Source organism: Actinophytocola sp., assembly GCF_035762905.1.
Taxonomy (GTDB): domain Bacteria; phylum Actinomycetota; class Actinomycetes; order Mycobacteriales; family Pseudonocardiaceae; genus DASYTH01.
This window is the reverse complement of record NZ_DASUCC010000041.1, coordinates 85551-110974: the sequence shown is the minus strand read 5'-3', so window position 1 is coordinate 110974 and position 25424 is coordinate 85551. Positions and strand designations below refer to the sequence as shown.

The window sequence follows — 25424 nt, the reverse complement described above, 5'->3', positions numbered from 1 at the left end:
TCAGACCACCCGCTCGAACACCGCGGCCAGGCCCTGCCCGCCGCCGATGCACATGGTCTCCAGGCCGTAGCGCAGCCCGCGCCGGTCCAGCTCGCGCAGCAGTGTGGTCAGGATGCGCACGCCGGTGGCGCCGACCGGATGGCCGAGGGAGATGCCCGAGCCGTTGACGTTGGTCCGCTCGAAGTCGGCCGGGGTGAACTTCCACTCCCGGGTGACCGCGAGCACCTGCGCGGCGAACGCCTCGTTCAGCTCGATCAGGTCCATGTCGGCCAGGGAAAGGTCGGCCCGGCCGAGCGCCCGCTCGGTGGCCGGCACCGGCCCGAGGCCCATGGTCCGCGGCGGCACCCCGGCCACCGCCCAGGACACCAGCCGGGCCAGCGGGCGCAGGCCCAACTCGGCCGCCCGCTCCGGAGTCGTCACCACGCACACCGCGGCGCCGTCGTTCTGGCCGCTGGCGTTGCCGGCGGTGACCGTGGCGTCCGGGTCGAGCTTGCGCCGCACCGGCCGCAGCGCCGCGAGCGCGGCCAGGCTGGCGTCCGGCAGCGGGTGCTCGTCGCGGTCCACGGCGGTGTCCGGCTTTCCGCGCCGGCCCGGCACGGTCACCGGCACGATCTCCTCGGCGAACCGGCCGTCCTCGATGGCCGCCACCGCGCGCCGGTGCGACGTCAGCGCCAGCTCGTCCTGCTCCTCCCGCGCGATCGCGTACTCCCGCCGCAGGTTCTCCGCGGTCTCCAGCATCCCGCCCTCGACCGGATGGAACACCCCGCCCGCGCTGACCCGCGCCCGGGCCAGCCGGTCGTGCAGCTCGAGCCCGGAACCGCTGACGCCCCAGCGCATCTCGGCCGAGTAGAACTCCACCTGGCTCATGCTCTCCGCGCCGCCGGCCAGCACCAGGTCGGCCACCCCGGTCTGCACCCGCATGGCCGCGTCCAGCACCGCCTGCAGGCCGGACCCGCACCGCCGGTCCACCTGCAACCCGGGCACCTCGACCGGCAGCCCGGAGTCCAGCGCGGCGATCCGGCCGAGCGCCGGCGCCTCACCGTTGGGATAGCACTGTCCGAACAGGACGTCATCGATCGCTGCCGGCGGGATTCCGGTGCGGGCCAACAACTCCCGGACCACGGTCGCGGCCAGCGCGGTGACCGGGACGTCCCGGAACACCCCGCCGAACCGGCCGACCGGCGTCCGGACCGGCTCGCAGATGACTGCCTCACGCATTGGCCGTGTTCTCCCGCTGTCCGTTCGGGTGGTAGCTGGCGCCCAGCCGGCTGCTGATCGCGCCCGCCGCCTTGACGATGGCCGGAAGGTACGCGCTGTGTATCTCCGGCAGGCCCACCGACCCGGCCGCGACCGACATGCCCAGCGCCGCCACCACCCGGCCGCCGCTGGCCCGCACCGGCGCGGAGAACGACCGGACCCCCTCTTCCAGCTCCTGGTCGACCACCTCCCAGCCGCGCTCGCGCACCTCGGTGATGATCTGCCGCAGCCGGACCGGGTCGGTCTCGGTGTGCGCGGTCAGCCGGGGGAACCGGGCGTTGCGCAGGAACGAGTCCACCTCGGGATCGGGCAGCCCGGCGAGCAGCACCCGGCCGATGGCGCTGGCGAAGGCGGGCAGCCGGGTGCTGGTGAGCAGCAGGTGCGCCATCGCCCGGCGGGACGGCACCCGGAGCAGGAACACCGCGTCCTCGCCGTCCAGCGCGGCCAGCGAGCAGGTGTGCCTGGTGACCTCGGTCACGTCCTCCATGTGCGGCTGGGCCAGCTCGGCGAGGTTGAGCGAGGAGGTGAACGCGTAGCCGAGGGCCAGCACGTGCGGGGTGAGCGAGAACGCCCGGTCCTCCGCGCGGATGTAGCCCAACCGCGCCAGGGTGAGCACCAGCCGGCGCACGGTCGGCCGGGTCAGCCCGGTGAGGCTGGCCAGCTGGCCGAGGGTGAGCCGCGGCCGCTTGTCCGAGAAGGCGAGGATCACCGTCAGCCCGCGCTCGAGGGACTGTACGTAATCCTTGTCCTCGGCCGGCTTCACGTGGACGGGCTCAGGTCGTCGTGCCGCGTGGTCACCTCTGTGCCTCCTCGCCCGCCGGCTAGTTCAGGATCCAACTCAGGTCCGGGCAGTCCAGCGAGCCGAGCCAGAGCGTCTCGTCGAGCGGCGCGAGCAGGTGGCGGAACTGCCCGCGGTAGAACACCAGCGGGTCGCCGCCGTGGTACTCGAAGTCCACGACCTCGCCGAGGAACAGCTGGTGGTCTCCGCCGTCGTAGGTCCGCCACGGCTCACACTCGAACACGGCGAGCGAGCCGACCAGGCGGGGCGGCCGGTCGGCGGTGGAGATCGCCCACTCCACCGCGCTGGCCCTGGCCTGGCCGGCGAAGTGCCGGGCCAGCCGGGTCTGCCGCTCGCGCAGGACGTTGACGGTGAACGGGCGCTGCCCCAGGTAGCCGCCGGCCCGGGACCGGCGGTCCAGGGACACCATGACCAGCGGCGGGTCGAGGGACACCGCGGCGAAGGCGTTGACGGTGGCGCCGTGCGGCCGGCCCTCGTGCTCGCAGCTGACCACGGTGACGCCGGTGGCGAAGTGGCCGAGACAGTTGCGGAGCTGACGAGCGTCGACCGCCATGGGTACTCCCGAGTGTCCGCAATGCGTACAAGCAAGACGCTATCCGGTGCCGTCCACTCTGGGTCGGGACGCGATCACTGTCAATAGGCCGTCGGTGTTCAATGGATCCCAATGAACACTGGGAACCCGGAGCTGCTCGTGCGGCGGGCGCGCACCACCGACGTACGGGCCATCAAGGCGATCATCGACGGCTACGTCGGGCGGGTACTGCTGGCCAAACCGCTGGTCACCCTGTACGAGGACGTCCAGGAGTTCCTGATCGCCGAGCAGTCCGGGCAGGTCGTCGGTTGCGGCGCGCTGCACGTGCTGTGGGAGGACATCGGCGAGTTGCGCACGATCGCCGTGCGGTCCGGCGTGACCCGCAAGGGCATCGGCCACGTCCTGGTGGACGCGCTGATCGCCGGGGCCAAGGAACTGGGCCTGGCCCGGCTGTTCGTGCTCACCTTCGAGACCAGCTTCTTCGCCGCGCACGGCTTCGTGGAGATCGAGGGCACCCCGGTCTCCCCCGAGGTCTACGACGAGATCCGCCGCTCGCTCGACGAGGGCGTCGCCGAGTTCCTCGACCTCCCCTACGTCAAACCCAACACCCTCGGCAACGCCCGAATGCTGCTCGAGCTGTGACCGGTCAACCGGTGGTGATCGCGTAGGACACCATGAAGCCCACCACCAGGACACCCCAGGCGGCGACCTGCCAGGGGCCGGTGGGGCGGCCGGTGCGCACGGCCCGGTGCCCCCCGAAGCCGAGGATCGCGAGCCCGGACGCGAGGGCGGTGGGTGGCGTCCACAGGGCGACCCGGTGCGCGAGCGGGTCGCAGATGAGGCGTTTGTGCGCCGTCGTGCAGGCGGTCGTCGCCAGGCCGGCGATCATCGCGACCGCGGCCACCATCAGGAATCCGATGGCCAGCAGCACGACCATCCCCCAGGCCAAGCCTTCCCGCGCTTTCCCGTTGTCCTCAACCATTTCCCCTCCTCGGTCGGTCGCAACAACAGACCGAACCGGCCCGCGGAACGTTCCGCGGGCCGGGGGAAACGGGTAGGACTACTCAGCCCTTCAGACCTGCGCCGGGACCGCGGCCGGCTCGGCGGGCCGGTCGCCCGCACCGACGTGCCGGGCGGGGCCGAAGCCGAGGATCGGGTAACCGATGAAACCGAACATCCACAGTCCGAAGAAGCCGAACAGGGCGCCCTTGCCGAACGCCTTGGCGAGATCGATCGAGAAGATGATCGACGTCACGATGTTGACGATCGGAATGCACAGCCACAGCACCCACCAGCCCGACTTGCCGGCGATCTTGCACATCACGTAGATGTTGTAGATCGGCACGATCGCGGCCCAGCCCGGCCGACCGGCCTTGCTGAACATGCGCCACATCGCCGCGATGAGGAACACACCCACAGCGAGCCCGATCACGCCTGTGATGAGGAGCGCACCGGAGTCGACACTCGTCGTGGTGGTGAAGTCGTCCATTAAAGATCCTTTCCGATGTCCCTGCGTTGGCAGGGATCGGAAGAATCCCTTGTGGACTGAGTTACGGCAACGACGCCGTCGGATTCGGGACACCGTCGAGATAGGACCGAGATGTTGACACCCCGGTTACGTGACGTTGGTCCTATTCGGACAGCTCGTCGTCGCTCGGCGGCGGGCCGCCGCGGATCAGTGCGAGGGTGCCGTCCAGCTCGTCCGGTTTGATCAGCACGTCGCGGGCCTTGGAGCCCTCGGAGGGGCCGACGATGCCGCGGGTCTCCAGCAGGTCCATCAGGCGGCCGGCCTTCGCGAAGCCGACCCGGAGCTTGCGCTGGAGCATCGAGGTGGAGCCGAACTGGGAGGTGACCACCAACTCCGCGGCCTGCAACAGCACGTCGAGGTCGTCGCCGATGTCCGGGTCGATCTCCCGTGCCTCGCCGGCCTTCGCGGCGGTGACGCCCTCGGTGTAGTCGGGCTCGGCCTGGTTCTTGCAGAACCCGACGACCGCGGCGATCTCCTCGTCGGTGACGAACGCGCCCTGGACGCGCCGCGGCTTGGACGCGCCCATCGGCAGGTACAGCCCGTCCCCCATGCCGATCAGCTTCTCCGCGCCGGGCTGGTCCAGGATGACCCGGGAGTCGATCAGCGAGGACGTGGCGAACGCGAGCCGGGACGGCACGTTGGTCTTGATCAGTCCGGTGACCACGTCCACCGAGGGCCGCTGGGTGGCCAGCACCAGGTGGATGCCGGCGGCGCGGGCCTTCTGGGTGATCCGCACCACGGCGTCCTCAACGTCCCGCGGCGCGGTCATCATCAGGTCGGCCAACTCGTCCACGATGGCCAGGATGTACGGGTACGGCCGGTACTCCCGCTCGCTGCCGGGCGGCGGTGTGATCTCCCCGGACTTCACCTTGCGGTTGAAGTCGTCGATGTGCCGCACCCGGTTGGCCTGCATGTCCTGGTAGCGCTGCTCCATCTCCTCGACCAGCCAGGACAGCGCGGCGGCGGCCTTCTTCGGCTGGGTGATGATCGGGGTGATCAGGTGCGGGATGCCCTCGTACGGGGTCAGCTCGACCATCTTCGGGTCGATCAGGATCATCCGGACCTCGTCCGGGGTGGCCCTGGCCAGCAGCGAGACCAGCATCGAGTTGACGAAGCTGGACTTGCCCGAGCCGGTGGACCCGGCGCACAGCAGGTGCGGCATCTTCGCCAGGTTGGCGGTGACCATGTGGCCCTCGATGTCCTTGCCCAGCCCGATCACCATCGGATGCAGGTCGTCGACGGCGGTGCGGGAGCGCAGCACGTCGCCTAGCCGCACCATCTCCCGGTCGCTGTTGGGCACCTCGATGCCGACCGCGGACTTGCCCGGGATCGGCGCCAGCAGCCGGACGTTGTCGGTGGCCACCGCGTAGGCGATGTTCTTGGTCAGCGCGGTGATCTTCTCCACCTTGACGCCGAGGCCGAGCTCCACCTCGTACCGGGTCACGGTCGGGCCCCGGGTGAACCCGGTCACCTGGGCGTCCACGTCGAACTGGTCCAACACCCCGCTGATCGCCTCGATCATCAGGTCGTTGGCCCGGCTGCGGGCCTTGGGCGCGGCACCCAGCTCGAGCAGGGTCGGCGGGGGCAGCTTGTAGTCGCCGTCCACCACCCGGGTCACGGTCAGCTTGCCGGGCGGCGGCTCCTTGGCCGGCGCGTGCTCCTTGACTTTGGCCGGGACCCGCGGCGCGGGCTTGGCCGGGGGGTCCTCGAGCGGCAGCGGCTCCTGCTCCGGGTCGGCCATGGACGCCTGCCGGCGCCGGGCCGGCCGGCGCGGCTTCGGCTCCTCGACGGCCTCCTCGGGGGCCTCGTTCTCCTCCTGCCACTCCGGGTCGACGCCCAGCTCGCGCAGCCGGGTGGGGATGTCCCTGATCCGGGTGCCGGTGAACACCAGCACGCTGAACCCGATGGCGAGCGCGAGCAGCGGCAGCGCCACCCAGGTGGTCACGCCCATGGCCAACAGCCCGCCGAACACGAAGCCGAGCGCGCCGCCGGCGTACATCCGGCCGTCGTTGTCCGCGGGCAGGCCGCTGAACAGGTGCAGCACGCCGAGCAGGGCCACGGTGAACAGCAGCGCACCCATGATCAGCCGGGGCCGCTTGTCCGGCTGCGGGTCCGAGCGCATCAGCGTGATCCCGACCACCAGCAGCACCAGTGGCAGGGCCACCGCGGCGGCCCCGATCACGGTGCGCACGCCGTGCTCGAGCCAGATGCTGACCGGCCCGCCGGTGCGCCACCAGATGCCGGCACCGACCACGACGCCGACCGCGATCAGCGCGAACGCCACCCCGTCCCGGCGCACCTCGGCCTCGATGTCCCTGGTCCGGCCGACCGTGCGGGCCAGCCCGCCGACCCCCTTGGCCAGCAGGTTCCAGGTGCCGAGCAGAAACCGGGCGAGCGGGCCGCGGTTGCGACGGCGGTTCGCCGGCCGGCCACGGGTGCGCGCGGACGCCGGCCGGGTCGAACGCCCACTCGTTCGGGTGCCGCCCCGGCCGGCCCTGGTCGTCCTGGTGGTCGCCATGGGCCTCACGGTATCCGCCTGCTTTCCCCCTCCTGGGGCATGCGATGCTCCGCCCATGGTTGCGCTGTCCCGCCGGCAGACCGAGCCGACACGCCGTAACCGGGGTCCGGCTCCGGTTCCGCCGGACTGGCGCGCGATCACCTGGCTGGACCGGCAGGTGGTCCGGTTAGCCGGCCGGCTGGAGGTCACCGGCGGCTTCCCGGACGAGCTGCGCGGCCGTCCGGTGCTGGTCGCGGCCAACCACATCGGCATGTTCGACCCGATGGTGCTGATCGCCGCGGCCGCCGAGATCGGCCTGGATCTGCGGTTCATGCTCACCGCCGGGCTGCTGGACGCGCCGGTGGCCGGGTGGTTCCTGCGCCGGGCCGGGCATCTGCGGGTGGACCGCGGCAAGAGCAACGTGGCCGAGGCGTTCGGCAGGGCCGTGACCGCGCTGCGCACCGCGCGGCTCCCGCTGCTGGTCTACCCGGAGGGCCGGATCAGCCACGACCCGGGACTGTGGCCGGAGCGCGGCAAGACCGGCCTGGCCCGGATGGCGCTGGCCGGCGACGTGCCGGTGGTCACGGTCAGCCAGTGGGGGGCGCACGAGGCGATGTACTGGGGCCTTGAGCGGTTCGCCAAGCCGGCCGACTTCGTGCCGGTGTTCGCCTCGTTTGGCCGGGCGGTGCGCAACCGGCCGACGTTCCGGGTGCACTTCGGCGGCCAGGTGGACCTGTCCGGGCTGTCCGCGAACCGGCCGGGCGACGCGATGCGGGCGCACCAGCGGATCATGCGGGCGATCACCGCCGACCTGGTGCCGCTGCGGGCGGATGAGCCGGACCTGCCCCGGTTCCACGACCCGACCCGGCCCACCGACACCCGTAGCCCGTGGCGTCCCACGTGATGAGAAATGGGGACGTTTCGCCCCGGTGCGAACGGGCAGACTGGTAGCTGTGACCACTGAACTGATTTCACCGGTTACGAGATCCGCGAGCCGGGGCCGCGGCACCGTGCTGGTCGTGCTCGCCTCGGTCGCGTTCGGCACCTCCGGCCCGCTGGCCAAACCGATCATGGACGCCGGGCTGAGCCCGCAGCAGGTGGCCGGCATCCGGATCGGGCTCGCCGCGCTCGGCCTGCTGGTGGTGGTCGGCCTCACCCGGCCGAAGCTGCTGCGGCTGCGCGGCACCCAGTGGCGGATCATCGTCGCCTACGGCGTGATCGCCGTGGCCGCGGTGCAGGTGGTCTATTTCATCGCGGTGTCCCGGATCCCGATCGGCGTGGCGATGCTGCTCGAGTACACCGCCCCGGTCCTGGTCGCGCTCTGGGTGCGGTTCGTCCGCGGCACCGTGCTGCCGTCCCGCGCCTGGCTGGGCACCGCGCTCGCGTTCGGCGGGCTGGTCCTGGTCGCCCAGGTGTGGCAGGGCCTGGCCTTCGACGCGATCGGGATGCTGGCCGGCGCCGCCGCCGCGTTCGGTGCCGCCTCCTACTACCTGATCGGCTCGCACGCGGTCGACACCATCGAGCCGCTCGGCCTGGTCACCTGGGGCATGGTGGTCGGCGCGGTGGCCATCGCGGTGTTCGTGCCGCCGTGGACCATCCCGGCCGGCGTGTTCGACGACCCGGCCGCGTTCGGGCCGTGGCACCCGCCGGTCTGGGTGCTCGTGGTCGGCATCGCCCTACTGTCCACCGCGCTCGCCTACCTGCTGTCCATCTCGGCCATGCGGCACCTGCCGGCCAACGTGGTCAGCGTGCTCGCGCTGGTCGAGCCGATCGTCGCCGCCGGCGCCGCGTGGATCTTCCTCGGCCAGTCGCTGACCGCCGTCCAGGTGCTCGGCGCGGCCGTGCTGCTCGCCGGGGCCACGATCGTGCAGCTCAACTCGTCCGCCCGGGGCCAGGATCAGGTCGAGCAGGGCGGCGGTGTCCAGGTGCTCGTCGACGGCATCGGCCAGCCGGTCGAGCATGCCCTCTCGGAGGGCGCCGAAGCCGGGTGCGTCGGGCGCCGCTGACCACGCCACCCCGGCCTGCCCAGCCGCCACGGTGAGCCAGGCGCGCCGGAACCCGTCGTTCTCGAACGCGCCGTGCCAGGTGGTGCCCCACACCGAGCCGGCCAGGCAGCCGTCCAGGAACGGCTCGACGGTGCCACCGGCACCGGGATCGATCCGCACCTGGCCGTGGTGGATCGCGTAGGCCCGCACCTCGTGGCCGCGCCACCGGGACTCGGGCACGCCCAGCGTTTTCGCGCCGGTGAACACCACGGTGCTGGGCAGCAGCCCGAGCCCGTCCACCCGCCCGGCGCCGGACTCCACGTCGTCGTCGATGGTGCGGGCCAGCATCTGGTAGCCGCCGCAGATTCCGAGCACCGGGCGGTGCGCGGCGGACCGGGCGCGCACCGCGTCGGCCAGCCCGCGCTCACGCAGCCAGTTCAGATCGGACACGGTGGCCCGGGATCCGGGCAGCACGGCGATGTCGGCGTCGGCCAGCACGTCCGGGTCGGCGGTCAGCGTGACGCTCACCCCGGGCTCGGCGGCCAGCGCGTCCAGGTCGGTCACGTTGGCGGCCCGGGGAAAACGGACCGCCGCGATCCGCAGCGGCCGGCCGGCGCGAACCTCGGCGCGCCAGCCGGCGGCGGCGAGCGCGTCCTCGGAGTCGATCCACACCCGGTCCAGCCAGGGCAGCACGCCGAGCACCGGACGATCGGTGCGCCGGGCCAGCATGTCCAGCCCGGGCCGCAGCAGGCCGAGGTCGCCGCGGAACTTGTTCACGATCCAGCCGGCGATGTGCGCCCGGTCCGCGGCGTCGAGCAGGGCCAGGGTGCCGTACATGGCGGCGAACACCCCACCCCGGTCGATGTCGCCGACCACCACCACCGGCAGCCCGGCGTGCCGGGCCAGGCCCAGGTTCACGTAGTCGCCGGACCGCAGGTTGATCTCGGCCGGGCTGCCGGCGCCCTCGCACACCACGATGTCGAACCGCTCGCGCAGGCCGGCAAGGGCGTCGAAGGCGATTTCGGCGAGGCCGGCCCGGCCGGTGGACCACTGCCCGGCCTCGAGTGTCCCGTGTGGACGGCCGAGCACCACGACGTGACTGCGCCGGTCGCTGCCCGGCTTGAGCAGCACCGGGTTCATCGCCGCCTCCGGCGCCACCCCGGCGGCCTTCGCCTGCAACCATTGCGCCCGACCGATCTCCGCGCCGTCCGGGCAGACCATCGAGTTGTTCGACATGTTCTGCGCCTTGAACGGCGCCACCCGGTAGCCCCGCCGGGCCAGCCACCGGCAGATCCCGGCGGTCACCAGGCTCTTGCCGGCATCCGATGTGGTGCCGCAGACCAGGATTCCAGTCACGTTCCGGCCTCGATGTCGCCCTCCGCCTTGAGGTACAACGCCTGCACGGCGGCCAGCGTGTCCGGCCGCGGCTCGGCCCACAGCCCGCGGTCGGCCGCCTCGAGCAGCCGCTCGGCGATCCCGTGCAGCGCCCACGGGTTGGACTCGGTGAGGAACTTCTGGTTCGCCTCGTCCAGCAGGTACTCCCGGGCCAGCTGCTCGTACATCCAGTCGGCCACCACGCCGGTGGTGGCGTCGTAGCCGAACAGGTAGTCCACCGTGGCGGCCAGCTCGAACGCGCCCTTGTAGCCGTGCCGGCGCATCGCGGCCACCCAGCGCGGGTTGACCACCCGGGACCGGAACACCCGGGCGGTCTCCTCGGCCAGCGTGCGGGTGCGCACCGCGTCCGGCCGGGTGCTGTCCCCGACGTAGGCGGCCGGCGCGGTCCCGGTCAGCGCCCGCACGGTGGCGATCATCCCGCCGTGGTACTGGAAGTAGTCGTCGGAGTCGGCGATGTCGTGCTCGCGGGTGTCGGTGTTCTTGGCCGCGACGGCGATCCGGCGGTAGGCCGCCTCCATGTCCGGCCGGGCCGGGGCGCCGTCCAGCTCGCGGCCGTAGGCGAATCCGCCCCACACCGCGTACACCTCGGCCAGGTCCTTGTCGTCACGCCAGTTGTGGCTGTCCAGCAACGGAAGCAGCCCGGCGCCGTAGGAACCGGGCTTGGACCCGAACACCCGGGTGGTGGCCCGCCGCTCGTCGGCGTGCCCGGCCAGGTCGGTCCGCACGTGCGCGCGCACGTAGTTGTCCTCGTCCGGCTCGTCCAGCCCGGCCACCAGCCGCACCGCGTCGTCGATCAGGTACACCACGTGCGGGAAGGCGTCCCGGAAGAAGCCGCTGATCCGCACGGTGACATCGATCCGCGGCCGGCCGAGCTCGTCGAGCGGGATCACCTCGAGGCCGCCGACCCGCCGGGACGCCTCGTCCCACACCGGCCGCACCCCGAGCAGCGCGAGCACCTCGGCGATGTCGTCGCCCGCGGTGCGCATCGCCGAGGTGCCCCACACCGACAGGCCGACCGAGCGCGGCCACTCGCCGGTGTCCGCCCGGTACCTCGACAGCAGCGAGCCGGCCATCGCCTGCCCGGTCTCCCAGGCCAGCCGGCTGGGCACCGCCTTGGGGTCCACCGAGTAGAAGTTGCGGCCGGTGGGCAGCACGTTGACCAGCCCGCGCAACGGCGACCCGCTCGGCCCGGCCGGGACGTACCCGCCGGACAGCGCGTGCAGGACGTTGTCCAGCTCGTCGGTGGTGCGGGCCAGCCGCGGCACGATCTCGGTGGCGGCGAAGGAGAGCACCGCCTCGACCGCCGGCTCGTCCCGGCCGAGCAGCTCGGCGCACACCGCGCCGGCCGCGTCCGGCCGCCAGTCCCGGGACTCCATGGCGCGCACCAGGTTCCGCGCGGTCTCCTCGATCCGGTCCACCTCCTGCCTGGCCGCCGACCCGTCCTCGGTCAGGCCGATCGCCTCGCGCAGGCCGGGCAGCGCGTTCGCGGTGCCGCCCCAGACCTGGCGGGCCCGCAGCATCGAGGCGACCAGGTTGACCCGCGGCTCGCCGGTCGGTGCGTCGCCGAGGATGTGCAGCCCGTCGCGGATCTGCGCGTCCTTCACCTCGCACAGCCAGCCGTCGATGTGCAGCAGGAAGTCGTCGAACTCCGCGTCGTGCGGGCGGTTGTCGACGCCGAGGTCGTGGTCGAGCTTCGCGGCCTGGATCAGCGTCCAGATCTGTGCGCGGATCGCCGGCAGCTTGGCCGGATCCATCGCGGCGATCGAGGCGTGCTCGTCCATCAGCTGCTCGAGCCGGGCCAGGTCGCCGTAGCTCTCCGCGCGGGCCATCGGCGGCACCAGATGGTCGATCAGCGTGGCGTGCGCGCGGCGTTTGGCCTGGGTGCCCTCACCCGGGTCGTTGACCAGGAACGGGTAGACCAGCGGCAGATCGCCCAGCGCCGCGTCGGTGGCGCAGGAGGCGGACATGCCGACGTTCTTGCCCGGCAACCACTCCAGGTTGCCGTGCTTGCCGAGGTGCACCATCGCGTGCGCGCCGAAGTCGTCCCGGATCCACCGGTAGGCGGCCAGATAGTGGTGGCTGGGCGGCAGGTCCGGGTCGTGGTAGATGGCCACCGGGTTCTCCCCGAACCCGCGCGGCGGTTGGACCAGCAGCACCAGGTTGTCCGCGCGCAGGGCGGCCAGCACGATCTCGCCGTCCGGGTCGGCGGACCGGTCCACGTACAGCTCGCCGGGCGGCTCGCCCCAGTGCGCCGTCACGCGCTCCCGCAGATCCGTTGGCAGCGTGGCGAACCACGCCCGGTAGTCGGCGGCGGAGATCCGCACCGGGTTGCCGGCCAGCTGCGCCTCGGTGAGCCAGTCCGGATCCTGGCCGCCGGCCTCGATCAGCGCGTGGATCAGCGCGTCCCCGTCCCCGGAGTCCAGGCCGGGCAGCTCGCCCACCCGGTAGCCGGCCGCGCGCATCGCGGTCAGCAGCCGGATCGCGCTGGCCGGGGTGTCCAGCCCGACCGCGTTGCCGATCCGGGCGTGCTTGGTCGGATACGCCGAGAGCACCAGCGCGATCCGCCGTTCGGCCGGTGGCACCTGCCGCAACCTGGCGTGCCGCACGGCGATCCCGGCCAGCCGGGCGGCCCGCTCGGGGTCGGCCAGGTAGACCGACAGCCCGGCCGGATCCCGCTCCTTGAACGAGAACGGCACGCCGATCAGCCGGCCGTCGAACTCGGGCACCGCCACCTGGGTCGCGGTGTCCACAGGGGACAGTCCGGCATCGCTGTCCTGCCAGGTGCGCCGGTCGGTGGTCAGGCACAGGCCCTGGATCACCGGGATGTCGAGCGCGGCGAGCGCCCCGACGTCCCAGGCGTCGTCGGCACCGCCGGCCGACGCCGCGGCCGGGCGGGTGCCGCCGGCCGCGAGCACGGTGACCACCAGCGCGTCCACCGTGCCCAGCAACGAGATCAGCTCGTCCGGCGGGGTGCGCAGCGAGGCGCAGTACAGCGCGACCGGCTGCCCCCCGGCGTTCTCCACCGCCGCGCACAGCGCCTCGACGAACGCGGTGTTCCCGGCGACGTGGTGTGCGCGGTAGTACAGCACCCCGACCCGGGGGCCGGTGCGCTGCCCGGCCGGCCGATCGAGCCGACCCCAGACCGGCATCGGTTGCGGCGGCGCGAAACCGTTTCCGGCCAACAGCACGGTGTCGGCCAGGAAGTGAGCCAACTCACGCAGGTTCGCCGGCCCGCCGTGGGCGAGGTAGGCGTGCGCGTCGGCCACCACCCCGCCGGAAACCGTGGACAGCTCCATCAGCTCCGCATCCGGCGCCTGCTCGCCGCCGAGAACCACCACCGGGCGCGGCCCGTCCAGCAGCAGATCGAGGCCGTCTTCCCAGGCCCGGCGGCCGCCGAGCAGGCGCACCACGACCAGGTCCGTGCCGTCGAGCAGGGCGGGCAGATCGGCAACGGGCAGGCGGGCGGGATTGCCCAGCCGGTAGCCGGCACCGCTGGCGCGGGCGGAGAGCAGGTCGGTGTCGGAGGTGGACAGCAACAGGATCACAAGGCTCGACTCTATATTCGGCTGGTGCCGATTCGTGACCGTCCGACGGACGCCTGCCCGGGAGCGCTGCGGGTGCATGCGGCCGCCGACGGCGGGGTGGCGCGGATCCGGGTGCCGGGCGGGCGGCTGACCGCCACGCAGTTCCGCGCCGTGCGGGCCGCCGCGCCGGACGGCACGGTGGAGCTGACCTCCCGGGCGAACCTGCAGATCCGGGGTCTGGCCGAGGGTTGCGCGCCGGGCGAGCGGCTGGCCGCGGCCGGACTGCTGCCGTCGGCCACGCACGAGCTGGTGCGCAACATCATCGCCTCGCCGCTGTCCGGCGATTCGGAGTTGGTCCGCGAGCTGGACGCCGGGCTGTGCGCGCGGCCGGCGCTCGCCGGGCTGCCCGGCCGGTTTCTGTTCATTGTGGACAGTGGGGACGGCGACGTGGCCTGGCTGGACGGCGACGTGACCGCGTTGTTCCGGACGTCGGACACCGCGGCCGTGCTGCTCGGCGGCGTGGACGTGGGGCTGCGGGCCGGCCGTGCCGAACTGGTGCGCACCATGCTGGACTGCGCCGAACGGTTCCTCGCGGTGCGCACCGGCGAGTGGCGGATCGCCGAGCTGCCGGATCTGACGGGTTTCCGCGCAATGTCGGGGCGCGTGGAACCGGTTCCCGCCGGAGCGCCGCCCGCCCGGGGGCCGGTGGGGCGGTTCGACCGGGGCGATGGGCTGGTGTCGTTGGGTGTCTCGGTGCCGCTTGGCCGGGTCGATCCGGCGCAGGGCGCGGCGCTCGAGGCCGCCGGGCCGGAGCTGGTGATCACCCCGTGGCGCGGCGTGGTGGTGCCGGACGTTCCTGCCGACCGCGTGGACGCCGTGGCCGCGCGGCTGGCGGCGACCGGGCTGCTGCTCGACCCGGACGCGCCCGCGGTGACCGCGTGCACCGGCCGGCCCGGGTGCGCGAAGGCGCTCGCCGACGTCCGGGCCGACGCGGCGGCGATGCTGCGCGCGGGGCCGGGGACGACGGTGGCGGTGCACTGGTCGGGTTGCGCGCGGCGGTGCGGGCGACCGCGCGGCGACGTGCTGGACGTGGTGGCGACCGGGGACGGATACGTGGTGCGACGGGAGCTTCGGTGATCGACTATGTCAGGGACGGGGCGGAGATCTACCGCCGGTCGTTCGCGACGATCCGGGCCGAGGCGGACCTGGCCCGGCTACCGCCGGACCTCGCAGGGGTGGCGGTGCGCATGATCCACTCCTGCGGGATGGTCGATCTGGTGGACGATCTGGCGTTCTCGGTCGACGTGGTGGCCAAGGCGCGGGCGGCCCTGCGCGGCGGGGCCCCGGTGCTGTGCGACGCGGCGATGGTCGCCGCCGGAGTGACCCGGCGCAGGCTGCCGGCCGGCAACGAGATCGTCTGCACGTTGACCGACCCCCGGGTGCCGGCACTGGCCGAAACCCTTGGCACCACGCGAAGCGCGGCGGCCCTGGAGTTGTGTGCCGATCGGCTCGGCGGCGCGGTCGTGGCGATCGGCAACGCGCCGACCGCGCTGTTCCGGCTGCTGGAGATGGTCGACGCCGGGGCCGCACGGCCGGCGGCCGTCCTCGGGCTGCCGGTGGGCTTCGTCGGCGCCGCCGAGTCCAAAGTGGAGCTTTCCAGGCACCCGGCCGGGATTCCGTATCTGGTGGTACACGGCAGGCGCGGCGGAAGCGCGATGGCGGTCGCCGCGATCAACGCGATCGCGAGCGAGGCGGAATGAGCACGGGAACGCTGTACGGCGTTGGCCTCGGTCCCGGCGACCCGGAACTGGTGACGGTCAAGGCGGCCCGGCTGATCGGCGCGGCCGGCGTGATCGCCTACCACAGCGCCCGGCACGGCCGCAGCATCGCGCGTGGCGTCGCGGCGCCGTACCTGAGCGGGACGGCGATCGAGGAGCCCCTGGTCTACCCGCTGACCGTGGAGACCACCGACCATCCGGGTGGCTACGCCGGGGCGATCGCCGACTTCTACGCCGACGCCGCCGCCCGGCTGGCCGTCCACCTCGACGCCGGGCGGGACGTGGTGCTGCTGTGCGAGGGCGATCCGCTGTTCTACGGGTCCTACCTGCACATGCACAAGCGCCTTGCGGACCGGTACCGCACCGAGGTGGTGCCCGGGGTGACCTCGCTGTCCGCGGCGGCCGCGGTCACCGGCCGGCCACTGGTGGAGGGCGAGGAGATCCTCACCGTGCTGCCCGGCACGCTGCCCGCCGAGGTGCTCACCGAACGGCTGGCCGGCGCCGGTCCGGCGGCGGTGCTCAAGCTGGGCCGGACGTTCGAGAAGGTGCGCAAGGCGTTGACCGACGCCGGCCGGCTGGACGAGGCGATCTACGTCGAGCGCGCCACCTGGCCCACCGGCCGGGTCGCCGCACTGTCCGAAGTGGACCCGGACTCGGTGCCGTACTTCTCCCTCGCCCTGCTGCCCAGTTCGGCCGGGCCGGTCCGGCAACCCGAGTCCCCGGCCCCTTCCGGCACCGGGGAGGTCGTGGTGGTCGGCCTCGGCCCTGGCGGCCGGGGGTGGTTGACCCCGGAGGCGCAGGAGGCGATCGCCGGGGCGGACGATCTGGTGGGCTACCAACCGTATCTGGACCGGGTGCCGCCGAACCCTCGGCAGCGGCGGCATCCCTCGGACAACCGGGTGGAGGCCGAGCGCGCCGCCCATGCCCTGGCGCTGGCCGCGGCCGGGGCCAGGGTGGCGGTGGTTTCCTCCGGCGACCCGGGCGTGTTCGCCATGGCCAGCGCGGTGTTCGAGGCGGCGGCCGAGCCCCGGTTCGGCGCGATCCCGGTCCGGGTGGTGCCCGGGGTGAGCGCGGCGCAGGCGGTGGCCGCCCGGGTGGGCGCGCCGCTCGGGCACGACTTCTGCACGGTGTCGCTGTCCGACCGGCTCAAGCCGTGGGAGGTGATCGCCGAGCGGCTGTCCGCGGCGGCCGCGGCGGACTTCGTGATCGCGATCTACAACCCGGCGTCCCGTTCGCGGCGGCACCAGCTGGTGGCGGCCAAGGAGCTACTGCTGGCGCACCGGTCGCCGGACACGCCGGTGGTGCTCGGGCGGGACGTGGGCGGCGCGGCCGAGTCGGTGACGGTGCTGCCGCTCGGCTCGCTCGATCCGTCCACTGTGGACATGCGGTGCCTGCTGATCGTGGGCTCGTCGCGGACCCGGGTGGTCGAGCGGGCGGACGGGAGCCGGTCGGTGTTCACCCCGCGGCACTATCCAGCCAGCTGAGCGCCGCCGCGACCGTGGCCACGGTGGGCAGGTCGGGTGCGGGCGGGCGGCGCACGACGATCACCGGCAGCCCCAGGGTGCGGGCGGCGCTGAGCTTGGCGACGGTCGCCGCGCCGCCGCTGTCCTTGGTGACCAGCACCCCGATCTTGTGCGCCCGGAGCAGCGCCAGTTCCCCGGCCTCGGTGTAGGGGCCGCGGGCGAGGATGACCTCCGCATCCGGCGGCAGTGGCGGGTCGGGCGGATCGACGCAGCGGATCAGGAAGGCGGCGTGCTCCACCGCGGCGAACGCGGCAAGGCCCTGGCGGCCGGTGGTGAGGAACACCCTGGCGTTCGGTGGGATCAGCCGGGCGGCGTGCGCCAGGTCGTCGGCGAACCGCCAGTCATCGCCCGGTCCGGGCGTCCAGCCGGGCCGGCGCAGCACCACGATCGGCACTCCGGCGCGGCGGGCCGCCTCGGCCGCCGACGCGCTGATCCGCTCGGCGAACGGGTGGGTGGCGTCCACCATCGCGGTGACCCGCTCGGCGCGCAGCCAGCCGGCCAGCCCGTCCGGGCCGCCGAACCCGCCGATCCGCACCTCGCCGGCCGGCAGCCGGGGCGCGCGCACCCGACCGGCCAGGGTGGACACCACCCGGATGCCGGGCCGGGCATGCAGCTCGGCGGCCAGCGCCCGGGCCTCGCCGGTGCCACCGAGAATCGCCACGCAGCGCGTCTGTCCACACCCCCCACCGTTGTCCACAACCCCACCCATGTCGATCACCGCCGACCCCTCCGCCGGATAGAATGGACGTGGGCCGCCCCCCGGGATGGGTGGGGGCTGTCAACTGGGGTATCGGGCGATCGGGGGTTCGTGCACCCTATCCCGGTGCCCCTGCGTTACGGCTGGACCACCGGCGCCTGCGCGACCGCGGCGACCAAGGCGGCGTACACCGCGCTGCGCACCGGCGTGTTCCCGGACCCGGTCGGCATCACGCTGCCCAAGGGGCACACTCCGAGTTTCCCGCTCGCGGACTCCGGTTTCGTCTCCGGCGGCGCCATGGCCGCGATCGTCAAGGACGCCGGCGACGATCCGGACGTCACCCACGGCGCCGTGATCCGCTCCACCGTGCGCGCCGGCCCGCCCGGCACCGGCGTCACGTTCGTCGCCGGGCCGGGCGTCGGTACGGTCACCAAACCGGGGCTACCCCTGCCGGTCGGCGAGCCGGCGATCAACCCGGTCCCGCGCAAGCTGATCCGGGACGTGGTCGGCGACGCGGACCTGATCGTCGAGATCTCCGTCGACGGCGGCGCGGAGTTGGCCCGGCGCACCTGGAACCCCCGGCTCGGCATCCTCGGCGGCCTGTCCATCCTCGGCACCACCGGCATCGTCGTCCCGTACTCGTGCTCGGCCTGGATCGACAGCATCCGCCGAGGCATCGACGTCGCCCGCGCCGTCGGCCACACCCACGTGGCCGCCTGCACCGGCAGCACCTCCGAACAGGCCGTGGTGTCCCGGTACGCCCTCCCCGAGGACGCCCTGCTGGACATGGGTGACTTCGCCGGCGCCGTGCTCAAGTACCTGCGCCGCCATCCCATCCCCCGGCTCACCATCGCCGGCGGCTTCGCCAAACTGTCCAAACTGGCCGACGGCCACCTGGACCTGCACTCCGCCCGCTCCACCGTCGACCTCGAATCCCTTGCCCGCCAAGCGGTTGCGTTGGGCGCCGCACACCTCGCCGACCCGATCGCCGCCGCCAACACCGCGCTGGAAGCCCTCCAACTGGCCACCGCCGCCGATGTCCCGCTCGCCGACTCGGTGGCCGCCGCCGCCCGCCGGACCGCGCTCGACGTCCTGCGCGACGCCCCCGTGTCGGTCGACGTCCTGGTCATCGACCGTGCGGGAGCGGTGGCCGGACTCGCTGCGCCGAGTACAGATGACTGTCGATGAACCCCTCCGCGGTCAACACCCGGCCCACGATGATCACCGCCGTGCGCCTGATCCCCGCCTCGTGCACCTTCCCGGCGATGTCCGCCAACGTCCCGCGCACCACCACCTCGTCCGCCCGGGACGCATACGCCACCACCGCCACCGGGCAGTGCTCCCCGTAGTTCGGCACCAGCCCCGCAACCACCTCGTCGATCCGCTGCACCGCGAGGTGCACCACCATCGTCGCCGCACTGCGGCCAAGGGTCGCCAGATCCTCCCCCGCCGGCATCGGCGTGGCCCGGGCCGCGATCCTGGTGAGGATGACCGTCTGTCCCACCCCCGGCACCGTCAACTCCCGCTTCAGCGTCGCCGCCGCCGCCGCGAACGCCGGCACCCCCGGCACGATCTCGAAGGGAATCCCCAACGCCTCGAGCCGCCGCCCCTGCTCCGCCACCGCGCTGAACACCGCCGGATCCCCCGAGTGCAACCGCACGACGTCGTTGCCCCGCCCGTGCTCGGCCTCGAGCTCCCCGATGATCTGATCCAGCGTCAGATTGGCCGTGTCCACCAACCGCGCCCCAGCCGGACACCCCGCGAGCAACTCGTCCGGCACCAGACTGCCCGCATACAAACAGACCGGCGCCGCCCCGAGCAACCGCGCGCCCCGCACCGTGATCAGATCCGCCGCCCCCGGCCCCGCCCCGATGAAGTAAACGGTCACCCACGCACCTCCACTCGCCCGATCATCATCGTCTTGTCACCAGCCATTGGGTTACCGGCATCATGGGGCGCCAGCCGGTGAAGCCGCCGAGGGGGGAGGCGCGGCTGATCTCGATGCGGGTCAGGGTGCCGCCGCGTTCGCGGTGCCAGTCGGACAGCACGGCTTCGGAGTCGAGGGTGACGGCGTTGGCGACCAGGCGGCCGCCCGGGGGCAGGGCGGACCAGCAGGCGTCGAGGAGGCCGTCGGTGGTGAGACCGCCACCGATGAAGACGGCGGCCGGGGTGGGCAGGCCGGTGAGGGCGGCGGGGGCCTTGGCGACCACGACGCGGAGGGTGGGCACGCCGAGGGTGTGCGCGTTGCGGGTGATCCGGGCGGCGCGGTCCGGGTTGGCTTCGACGGCGACGGCGTGGCAGCCGGGGTCGGTGCGCATCCACTCGATGCCGATGCTGCCGGAGCCGGCGCCGATGTCCCACAGCAGTTCGCCGGGCAGGGGCGCCAGCGCGGCCAGGGTGACGGCGCGGACTTCGCGTTTGGTGAGAGCGCCGTCGTGTTCGAAGGCGCGGTCGGGCAGGCCGGGGCCGCGTGGCAACACCACGGCATCGGGTGCCGGGCGGCAGTCGATGGCGACCAGGTTGAGCGCGCCGACGGGGTGTGGGCGCCAGGAGATGGCGGTGCCGGTGCGGCGCGACTCGGCCGGGCCGCCGAGGTCCTCGAAGACGGTCATCGGGCTGGGGCCGAAACCCTGGGTGCGCAACAGGTCGGCGACGCGGGCGGGGGTGGCGCCGGTGGCGGAGAGGACGAGCACCCGGCGGCCGGGGCGCACGGCGAGGCGGAGCGTGTCCAGGGGGCGGCCGACGAGGCTGACCACCTCGGTCTCCTCGACGGCCCAGCCGAGGCGGGCACAGGCCAGGGACACCGAGGACACGTGCGGGATCACCCGGAGGGCACCCGGGCCGACTAATCGCGCCAGCGTGGCGCCGACGCCGAAGAACATCGGGTCGCCGCTGGCCAGCACGCAGATCCGGCGGCCGGCGTGCGCGGACAGCAGCGCAGGGATGGCGGGGAGCATCGGCGACGGCCAGGTGACCTTGGTCACGGGGCCGTCGACCAGGGTGAGCTGACGGGCGCTGCCGATCACCACCTCGGCCGCGCCGAGCGCCCGGCGGGCCTCCTCGCACAGCCCCGGCCACCCGTCGGCCCCGATCCCCACCACGGTCAACTCCACGAGGCTGCACGGTAATCGACACCCCGGCCGAGGTCTGACACGATGCGAACGACGGAGCGCAGGACGCCGAGGAAACCAGTGTGAGTCTGGTGCGGTCCCGCCACTGTGACCGGAGCTGATCCGGAAGTCAGACACTCGGCCCTGCCGATGCCTCTACTCGGGCGCGGACCCGGGGAAGGACGCGCAGCCGATGACCACGAGCTATCCGTTCTCCGCGATCGTCGGCCACGCCGACCTCCGGCTCGCCCTGCTGCTCAACGCGGTGCACCCGGCGATCGGCGGCGTGCTGGTGCGGGGCGAGAAGGGCACCGCGAAGTCGACCGTGGTGCGCGGTTTGGCCGCGCTGCTGCCCGCCGTGGACGTGGCGCAGGACTGCCGGTTCAGCTGCGACCCGGCCGCACCCGACCGGGCCTGCCCGGACGCGCCGCACGGCACCGCCACCACCCGCCGTCCGGCCCGGCTGGTCGAGCTTCCGGTCGGCGCCACCGAGGACCGCCTGGTCGGCTCGCTGGACCTGGAACGCGCGCTGACCGGCGGGGTGCGCGTGTACCAGCCGGGGCTGCTCTGCGCGGCGCACCGCGGCGTGCTCTACGTGGACGAGGTCAACCTGCTGCACGACCACCTGGTGGACCTGCTGCTGGACGCGGCCGCGATGGGCCGCGCCTACGTCGAGCGGGAGGGCGTGTCGGTCTCGCACGCCGCCGCTTTTCTGTTGGTGGGCACGATGAACCCGGAGGAGGGTGAGCTGCGGCCGCAGTTGCTTGACCGGTTCGGGCTCACCGTCGAGGTGGCCGCCGCCCGGGATGTGGACACCAGGGCCGAGGTGATCCGCAGGCGGCTGGCCTTCGAGGCGGACCAGGACGCCTTCGCCGAGCAATGGTCCACATCGGACGCCGAGCTGGCCGAACGCATCGTCGACGCACGGAAAGCGCTGCCCGCCGTCGCCCTGCCGGACGCCGAGTTGCGCCGGATCGCCGCGCTGTGCGCCGCGTTCGAGGTGGACGGGATGCGCGCGGACCTGGTGGTGGCCCGAACGGCGGTGGCGCACGCGGCCTGGCGCGGCGCGCAGGCGGTTGCCGAGGCCGACGTGGCGGTGGCCGCCCGGCTGGCGCTGCCGCACCGCAGGCGCCGGGATCCGTTCGACGAGCCCGGAATCGACGAGCAGCAACTGCAGCAGGCGCTGCGCGACGCCGCCGAGGAAGCCGAACAACCCGAGCCGCCGGACGACGAGCCGAACGGCCCCGGCAACGGCCCGGGCAACGGCGCCACCCCGCCGAACGAGTCCACTGTGGACGGAAACGGCGCCGCGCCGCCGGCCCCGGCGGCGAACCCCGATCCGGCGTTCCGGGCAAGGATGCTCGAGCTGTCCGGGCTCGGCGACGGCGCACCCGGCCGGCGGTCCCGGGCCCGCTCCACGTTCGGTCGCACGCTGCGCGGTTCCGCGCACCAGGGCCGCGGCCTGCACCTGGTCGGCACACTCACCGCGGCGGCACCGCACCAGCTTGCCCGCGGCCGCACGGGCGCCGGGCTGGTGATCCGGCCACCGGACCTGCGCCGCGCCGTGCGCGAGGGCAAGGAGAGCAACCTGGTGCTGTTCGCCCTGGACGCGTCCGGCTCGATGGCCGCGCGCCGGCGGATGGCCGCGGTGACCGGCGCGGTGATCTCCCTGCTGCTGGACGCCTACCAGCGCCGGGACAAGGTCGGGCTGGTGACCTTCCGGGCCGGCACGGCCGAACTGGTGCTGCCGCCCACCTCCTCGGTGGAGGCGGCGGTGGCCCGGCTGCGCCTGCTGGGCACCGGCGGCGCCACCCCGCTGGCCGGCGGGCTGCTGCGGGCCCGGCGCGCGCTCGCCGTCGAGCGGCTGCGGGACCCGCGCCGCCGGGCGCTGCTGGTGCTGGTCACCGACGGCCGGGCCACGGTCGCGGTGGCGGCGGACCCGGTGGCCGACGCGATCCGGGCCGCCGGCCTGCTGGCCGCCGACGGGGTGGCGAGCGTGGTGGTGGACTGCGAACGCGGGCCGGTCCGGCTCGGCCTGCCCCGGCGGATCGCCGACGCGCTGGCCGGCGCGTGCGTGCGGCTGGACGAGTTGTCCGCCGACCGGGTCACCGGGGTGGTTCACGCGGTTCGCAGGAGTGCCTGATGCCACAGGGAAAACCGGAGAACGTGCCGGACGACGGGCTGACCACGCGGCAGCGCCGCAACCGCCCGCTGCTGATCGTCCACACCGGAGAGATGAAGGGCAAGTCCACCGCCGCGTTCGGGCTGGCCCTGCGCGGCTGGAACCAGGGCTGGTCGATCGGGGTGTTCCAGTTCGTCAAGTCCGCCCGGTGGAAGGTGGGCGAGGAGGTGGCGCTGCTCGCGCTCGGGGAGGTACACCGGGACACCGGCCGGGGCGGCCCGGTCGAGTGGCACAAGATGGGCTCCGGCTGGTCCTGGTCGCGCCGCCCGGGCACCGAGGTGGACCACGCCGAGGCCGCCCGGGAGGGCTGGCGGGAGATCGCCCGGCGGCTCGGCGAGCAGCGGCACACCCTGTACGTGCTCGACGAGTTCACCTACCCGCTCAAGTGGGGCTGGGTGGACACCACCGAGGTGGTCGAGACGCTGGTGGCCCGGCCGGGCAACCAGCACGTGGTGATCACCGGCCGGGACGCGCCGGAGGCTCTGGTCGAGGCCGCCGACCTGGTCGCGCGGATGACCAAGGTGAAGCACCCGATGGACACGGGAGCCAAGGGGCAGAAGGGAATCGAGTGGTGACCGGTCGGGTGGTGATCGCCGCGCCGTCGTCCGGCAGCGGAAAGACCACCGTGGCAACCGGCCTGATGGCGGCGCTGCGGCGGCGCGGGCACACCGTGGCGCCGGCCAAGGTCGGCCCGGACTACATCGACCCCGGCTACCACACGCTGGCCAGCGGGCGGCCCGGCCGCAACCTGGATCCGGTGCTGGTCGGCGAGTCCCTCGTCGCGCCGCTGTTCGCGCACGGCGCGCGCGGCGCGGACGTGGCCGTGGTCGAGGGCGTGATGGGCCTGTTCGACGGCCGGATCGGCACCGACGGGTTCGGGTCGACCGCGCACGTGGCCCGGCTGCTCGGCGCGCCGGTGGTGCTGGTGGTGGACACCCGCGGGCACAGCGCCAGCCTGGCCGCGCTGCTGCACGGGTTCCGCGGCTACCGCCCGGATGTGCGGCTGTCCGGGGTGATCCTGAACCAGGTCGGCTCGGACCGGCACGAGCGGGTGCTGCGCGACGCCTGCGCCGAGGTGGGGCTGCAGGTGTTCGGGGCACTGCGCCGGCACGCCGGCGTGGACGTGCCGTCCCGACATCTGGGCCTGGTCACCGCGGCCGAGCACGGCGCGGCCGCGACCCGCGCGATCGACGCGATGGCCGAGTTGGTGGCCGCATCGGTGGCGCTGGACGGGATCGTCGCGCTGGCCCGCTCGGGAGCCCGATCGCTTGCGCCGCCGTGGGATCCGGGAATCGAGGCGGCACCCGGCCGGCCGGTGGTCGCGGTGGCCGGCGGGCCGGCGTTCACCTTCGGCTACGCCGAGCACACCGAGCTGCTGCGCGCCGCGGGCGCCACCGTGGCCGTGGTGGATCCGTTGCGGGACACCGGATTACCGGACGGCACGGCCGGGATCGTGCTGCCCGGCGGCTTTCCCGAGCAGTACGCGGCCGAGCTGTCGGCGAACGTCGAGCTGCGGACGGCGGTGGCCGCCGCGGTGGCGGCCGGCGTACCGGTGCACGCCGAATGCGCCGGCCTGCTCTACCTGGCCCGCGGCCTGGACGGCCACCCGATGTGCGGGGTGCTCGACGCCGACGCGGTCATGACCGACCGGCTCACCCTCGGCTACCGGGACGTGGTCGCGCCGGGCGGATCGTCGCTGCACGCCGAGGGCACCCGGCTGACCGGGCACGAGTTCCACCGCACCGCGATCACGCCGGCGCACGGCGAGCGGCCGGCCTGGTGCTGGCGCGAGGAGAGCGGCCGGGTCCGGTCCGACGGCTTCGTCAGCGCCGCGGTGCACGCGTCCTACGTGCACACTCACCCGGCGGCGTGTCCGGCGGCCATCTCCCGGTTCGTCGCCCGGTGCTCGGCGCGGTCGAGCAGGAAGGCGAACCCGACCCCGATCGCCGCCCACAACACCGCCTGGGTGCCGAGCGAGGCGATCCGGAACTCCCAGAGCACCTGAGCCGGGAAACCCGGTGGCACCTCGTCGAAGTGCGGCAGCAGCGTGCCGATCACCCCGGCCAGGACGGCATAGCCGGCGATCACGGCGACCGTGCCGAGCCAGGCCGAGAGTCGCCGGGCCAGTGCGACTCCGGCGACGGCCAGCGCGACGGAGATCGCCATCATGCCGAAGTACAGCGCGGTCCGGTCGCCGATCGTGTTCTCCTCGCCCACCGCCGGCGGGTTGGGCGGGTAGACCAGGAACGGCACCAGGTGCACGGAAACGAACCCGATCCCGGCGAGCAGCAGCGCGGTCGCCCACGGGGCGAGCCGGGCGATCCGTCCGTAGCCGAAGGCGAACGCGAGCGCGAACAGCCCGCCGAGTGCGACGCCGAACGCACACGTGCCGACCGCGAGGCCGACGGTGCGCTGTATGCCCCGGCTGACCGGGGCGGGCTCCTCGGCCGCGCCGGCCTCGTGCTCGTGCCCGGCGCCCTGTTCCTCGACCGCGATCGCCGCCTCCACCGGCGGTTCACCGATCGTCGCGGCGAAACCGAACGCCAGCACCCCGGCCACCAGACCCGCGAGCAGGCCCCACACCAGCAAGGTGCGCATGGACAGTGTCATGCCGGAC

At 73.6% G+C, this 25424-nt stretch carries 19 protein-coding genes, 3 pseudogenes and 1 riboswitch; of the genes and pseudogenes, 10 read left to right on the top strand and 12 right to left on the bottom strand.

The features are described from left to right. The 3 genes from VFV67_RS07955 to VFV67_RS07945 are packed head-to-tail and all read right to left on the bottom strand — an operon-like array spanning position 1 to position 2609. Positions 1-1218 (bottom strand): acetyl-CoA C-acetyltransferase, encoded by a 1218-nt coding sequence (locus VFV67_RS07955; protein ID WP_326468421.1) that lies wholly within the window; start codon positions 1216-1218, stop codon positions 1-3. After that, positions 1211-2020 carry an IclR family transcriptional regulator domain-containing protein gene (locus VFV67_RS07950; RefSeq protein ID WP_326468419.1) on the bottom strand — a complete coding sequence of 270 codons (810 nt, stop codon included), beginning with the start codon at positions 2018-2020 and terminating at the stop codon, positions 1211-1213. Before VFV67_RS07950 ends, VFV67_RS07955 begins: the two co-directional genes overlap by 8 nt. Positions 2021-2078: 58 nt before the next feature. Next, entirely contained in the window at positions 2079-2609 is a 531-nt protein-coding gene (locus VFV67_RS07945; protein WP_326468418.1) for a flavin reductase family protein, read from the bottom strand. A 111-nt stretch (positions 2610-2720) separates the two neighbouring features. On the opposite strand from VFV67_RS07945, the gene VFV67_RS07940 reads away from it, so the two are divergent. Further along, the gene (locus VFV67_RS07940) at positions 2721-3230 is read left to right on the top strand and encodes an amino-acid N-acetyltransferase (RefSeq protein ID WP_326468417.1); all 510 of its coding nucleotides are present in this window, start codon (positions 2721-2723) and stop codon (positions 3228-3230) included. 4 nt (positions 3231-3234) lie between these two features. On the opposite strand, the gene VFV67_RS07935 is transcribed toward VFV67_RS07940, so the two are convergent. The 3 genes from VFV67_RS07935 to VFV67_RS07925 all read right to left on the bottom strand — a co-directional run bounded on the left by VFV67_RS07935 (position 3235) and on the right by VFV67_RS07925 (position 6634). Further along, positions 3235-3570: a hypothetical protein gene (locus tag VFV67_RS07935; protein ID WP_326468416.1), complete on the bottom strand. Its 336-nt coding sequence runs from the start codon at positions 3568-3570 to the stop codon at positions 3235-3237. Between the two features lie 90 nt (positions 3571-3660). Beyond that, a complete protein-coding gene (locus tag VFV67_RS07930; protein WP_326468415.1) occupies positions 3661-4077 on the bottom strand; it encodes a DUF5684 domain-containing protein in 417 nt (138 codons plus the stop codon). Between the two features lie 142 nt (positions 4078-4219). Next, a complete protein-coding gene (locus tag VFV67_RS07925; RefSeq protein ID WP_414636200.1) occupies positions 4220-6634 on the bottom strand; it encodes a DNA translocase FtsK in 2415 nt (804 codons plus the stop codon). Between the two features lie 55 nt (positions 6635-6689). On the opposite strand from VFV67_RS07925, the gene VFV67_RS07920 reads away from it, so the two are divergent. Together VFV67_RS07920 and VFV67_RS07915 are read left to right on the top strand one after the other, a co-directional pair. Next, positions 6690-7517, top strand: coding sequence for a lysophospholipid acyltransferase family protein (locus VFV67_RS07920; RefSeq protein WP_326468413.1), 828 nt, complete (start codon positions 6690-6692; stop codon positions 7515-7517). Then, positions 7444-8421: pseudogene (locus tag VFV67_RS07915) on the top strand (EamA family transporter); the annotation flags it as partial. The gene VFV67_RS07920 and the pseudogene VFV67_RS07915, both read left to right, overlap by 74 nt. A gap of 72 nt (positions 8422-8493) precedes the next feature. On the opposite strand, the pseudogene VFV67_RS07910 reads toward VFV67_RS07915, so the two are convergent. Next, positions 8494-9954 (bottom strand): annotated as a pseudogene (locus tag VFV67_RS07910) (cobyric acid synthase); the annotation flags it as partial. Continuing rightward, complete coding sequence (gene cobN, locus VFV67_RS07905; protein WP_326468410.1) at positions 9951-13538, bottom strand: cobaltochelatase subunit CobN; 3588 nt, start codon at positions 13536-13538, stop codon at positions 9951-9953. The pseudogene VFV67_RS07910 and the gene cobN, both read right to left, overlap by 4 nt. Positions 13539-13562: 24 nt before the next feature. On the opposite strand from cobN, the gene VFV67_RS07900 reads away from it, so the two are divergent. Genes VFV67_RS07900 through cobJ form a run of 3 tightly spaced genes read left to right on the top strand, consistent with a single transcriptional unit; the run spans position 13563 to position 16779 of the window. Next, entirely contained in the window at positions 13563-14654 is a 1092-nt protein-coding gene (locus VFV67_RS07900) for a precorrin-3B synthase (protein ID WP_326468408.1), read from the top strand. Continuing rightward, on the top strand, positions 14651-15277 hold the full coding sequence (locus VFV67_RS07895) for a precorrin-8X methylmutase (RefSeq protein ID WP_326468406.1): 627 nt from the start codon (positions 14651-14653) through the stop codon (positions 15275-15277). The genes VFV67_RS07900 and VFV67_RS07895 overlap by 4 nt, the downstream gene beginning before the upstream one ends. Further along, positions 15274-16779 (top strand): precorrin-3B C(17)-methyltransferase, encoded by a 1506-nt coding sequence (cobJ, locus tag VFV67_RS07890; RefSeq protein WP_326468404.1) that lies wholly within the window; start codon positions 15274-15276, stop codon positions 16777-16779. Before VFV67_RS07895 ends, cobJ begins: the two co-directional genes overlap by 4 nt. On the opposite strand, the gene VFV67_RS07885 is transcribed toward cobJ, so the two are convergent. Beyond that, positions 16751-17479: a cobalt-precorrin-6A reductase gene (locus VFV67_RS07885; protein ID WP_326468403.1), complete on the bottom strand. Its 729-nt coding sequence runs from the start codon at positions 17477-17479 to the stop codon at positions 16751-16753. The genes cobJ and VFV67_RS07885 overlap by 29 nt on opposite strands. A gap of 168 nt (positions 17480-17647) precedes the next feature. Between VFV67_RS07885 and VFV67_RS07880 the strand changes: the two genes are divergently transcribed. Further along, the gene (locus VFV67_RS07880; RefSeq protein ID WP_326468493.1) at positions 17648-18703 is read left to right on the top strand and encodes a cobalt-precorrin-5B (C(1))-methyltransferase; all 1056 of its coding nucleotides are present in this window, start codon (positions 17648-17650) and stop codon (positions 18701-18703) included. Here VFV67_RS07880 and cobM read toward each other — a convergent pair. Both cobM and cbiE read right to left on the bottom strand, forming a co-directional pair. Then, complete coding sequence (gene cobM / locus VFV67_RS07875) at positions 18642-19403, bottom strand: precorrin-4 C(11)-methyltransferase (RefSeq protein WP_326468401.1); 762 nt, start codon at positions 19401-19403, stop codon at positions 18642-18644. The two genes, VFV67_RS07880 and cobM, sit on opposite strands and share 62 nt — an antisense overlap. A gap of 25 nt (positions 19404-19428) precedes the next feature. Continuing rightward, a complete protein-coding gene (gene cbiE / locus VFV67_RS07870; protein WP_326468400.1) occupies positions 19429-20628 on the bottom strand; it encodes a precorrin-6y C5,15-methyltransferase (decarboxylating) subunit CbiE in 1200 nt (399 codons plus the stop codon). Positions 20629-20641: 13 nt separating this feature from the next. Further along, positions 20642-20785: riboswitch (cobalamin riboswitch) on the top strand. A 33-nt stretch (positions 20786-20818) separates the two neighbouring features. On the opposite strand from cbiE, the gene VFV67_RS07865 reads away from it, so the two are divergent. Genes VFV67_RS07865 through VFV67_RS07855 form a run of 3 tightly spaced genes read left to right on the top strand, consistent with a single transcriptional unit; the run spans position 20819 to position 24812 of the window. Continuing rightward, complete coding sequence (locus VFV67_RS07865; protein ID WP_326468399.1) at positions 20819-22768, top strand: magnesium chelatase subunit D family protein; 1950 nt, start codon at positions 20819-20821, stop codon at positions 22766-22768. Further along, positions 22768-23382, top strand: coding sequence for a cob(I)yrinic acid a,c-diamide adenosyltransferase (gene cobO, locus VFV67_RS07860; RefSeq protein ID WP_326468397.1), 615 nt, complete (start codon positions 22768-22770; stop codon positions 23380-23382). Before VFV67_RS07865 ends, cobO begins: the two co-directional genes overlap by 1 nt. Further along, positions 23379-24812, top strand: a complete 1434-nt coding sequence (locus tag VFV67_RS07855) for a cobyrinate a,c-diamide synthase (RefSeq protein ID WP_326468395.1) — start codon at positions 23379-23381, stop codon at positions 24810-24812. Before cobO ends, VFV67_RS07855 begins: the two co-directional genes overlap by 4 nt. Here VFV67_RS07855 and VFV67_RS07850 read toward each other — a convergent pair. Then, positions 24785-25405, bottom strand: a pseudogene (locus tag VFV67_RS07850) (CbtA family protein); the annotation flags it as partial. The gene VFV67_RS07855 and the pseudogene VFV67_RS07850 sit on opposite strands and share 28 nt — an antisense overlap. Between the last annotated feature and the right edge of the window lie 19 nt (positions 25406-25424).

Bases quoted from the DNA above. Each gene is read 5' to 3' on its own strand.
- VFV67_RS07955 (WP_326468421.1), bottom strand. From the start codon at position 1,218: ATGCGTGAGGCAGTCATCTGCGAGCCGGTCCGGACGCCGGTCGGCCGG.
- VFV67_RS07945 (WP_326468418.1), bottom strand. From the start codon at position 2,609: ATGGCGGTCGACGCTCGTCAGCTCCGCAACTGTCTCGGCCACTTCGCC.
- VFV67_RS07940 (WP_326468417.1), top strand. From the start codon at position 2,721: ATGAACACTGGGAACCCGGAGCTGCTCGTGCGGCGGGCGCGCACCACC.
- VFV67_RS07935 (WP_326468416.1), bottom strand. From the start codon at position 3,570: ATGGTTGAGGACAACGGGAAAGCGCGGGAAGGCTTGGCCTGGGGGATG.
- VFV67_RS07930 (WP_326468415.1), bottom strand. From the start codon at position 4,077: ATGGACGACTTCACCACCACGACGAGTGTCGACTCCGGTGCGCTCCTC.
- VFV67_RS07925 (WP_414636200.1), bottom strand. From the start codon at position 6,634: ATGGCGACCACCAGGACGACCAGGGCCGGCCGGGGCGGCACCCGAACG.
- VFV67_RS07920 (WP_326468413.1), top strand. From the start codon at position 6,690: ATGGTTGCGCTGTCCCGCCGGCAGACCGAGCCGACACGCCGTAACCGG.
- cobJ (WP_326468404.1), top strand. From the start codon at position 15,274: ATGAGCACGGGAACGCTGTACGGCGTTGGCCTCGGTCCCGGCGACCCG.
- VFV67_RS07865 (WP_326468399.1), top strand. From the start codon at position 20,819: ATGACCACGAGCTATCCGTTCTCCGCGATCGTCGGCCACGCCGACCTC.
- cobO (WP_326468397.1), top strand. From the start codon at position 22,768: ATGCCACAGGGAAAACCGGAGAACGTGCCGGACGACGGGCTGACCACG.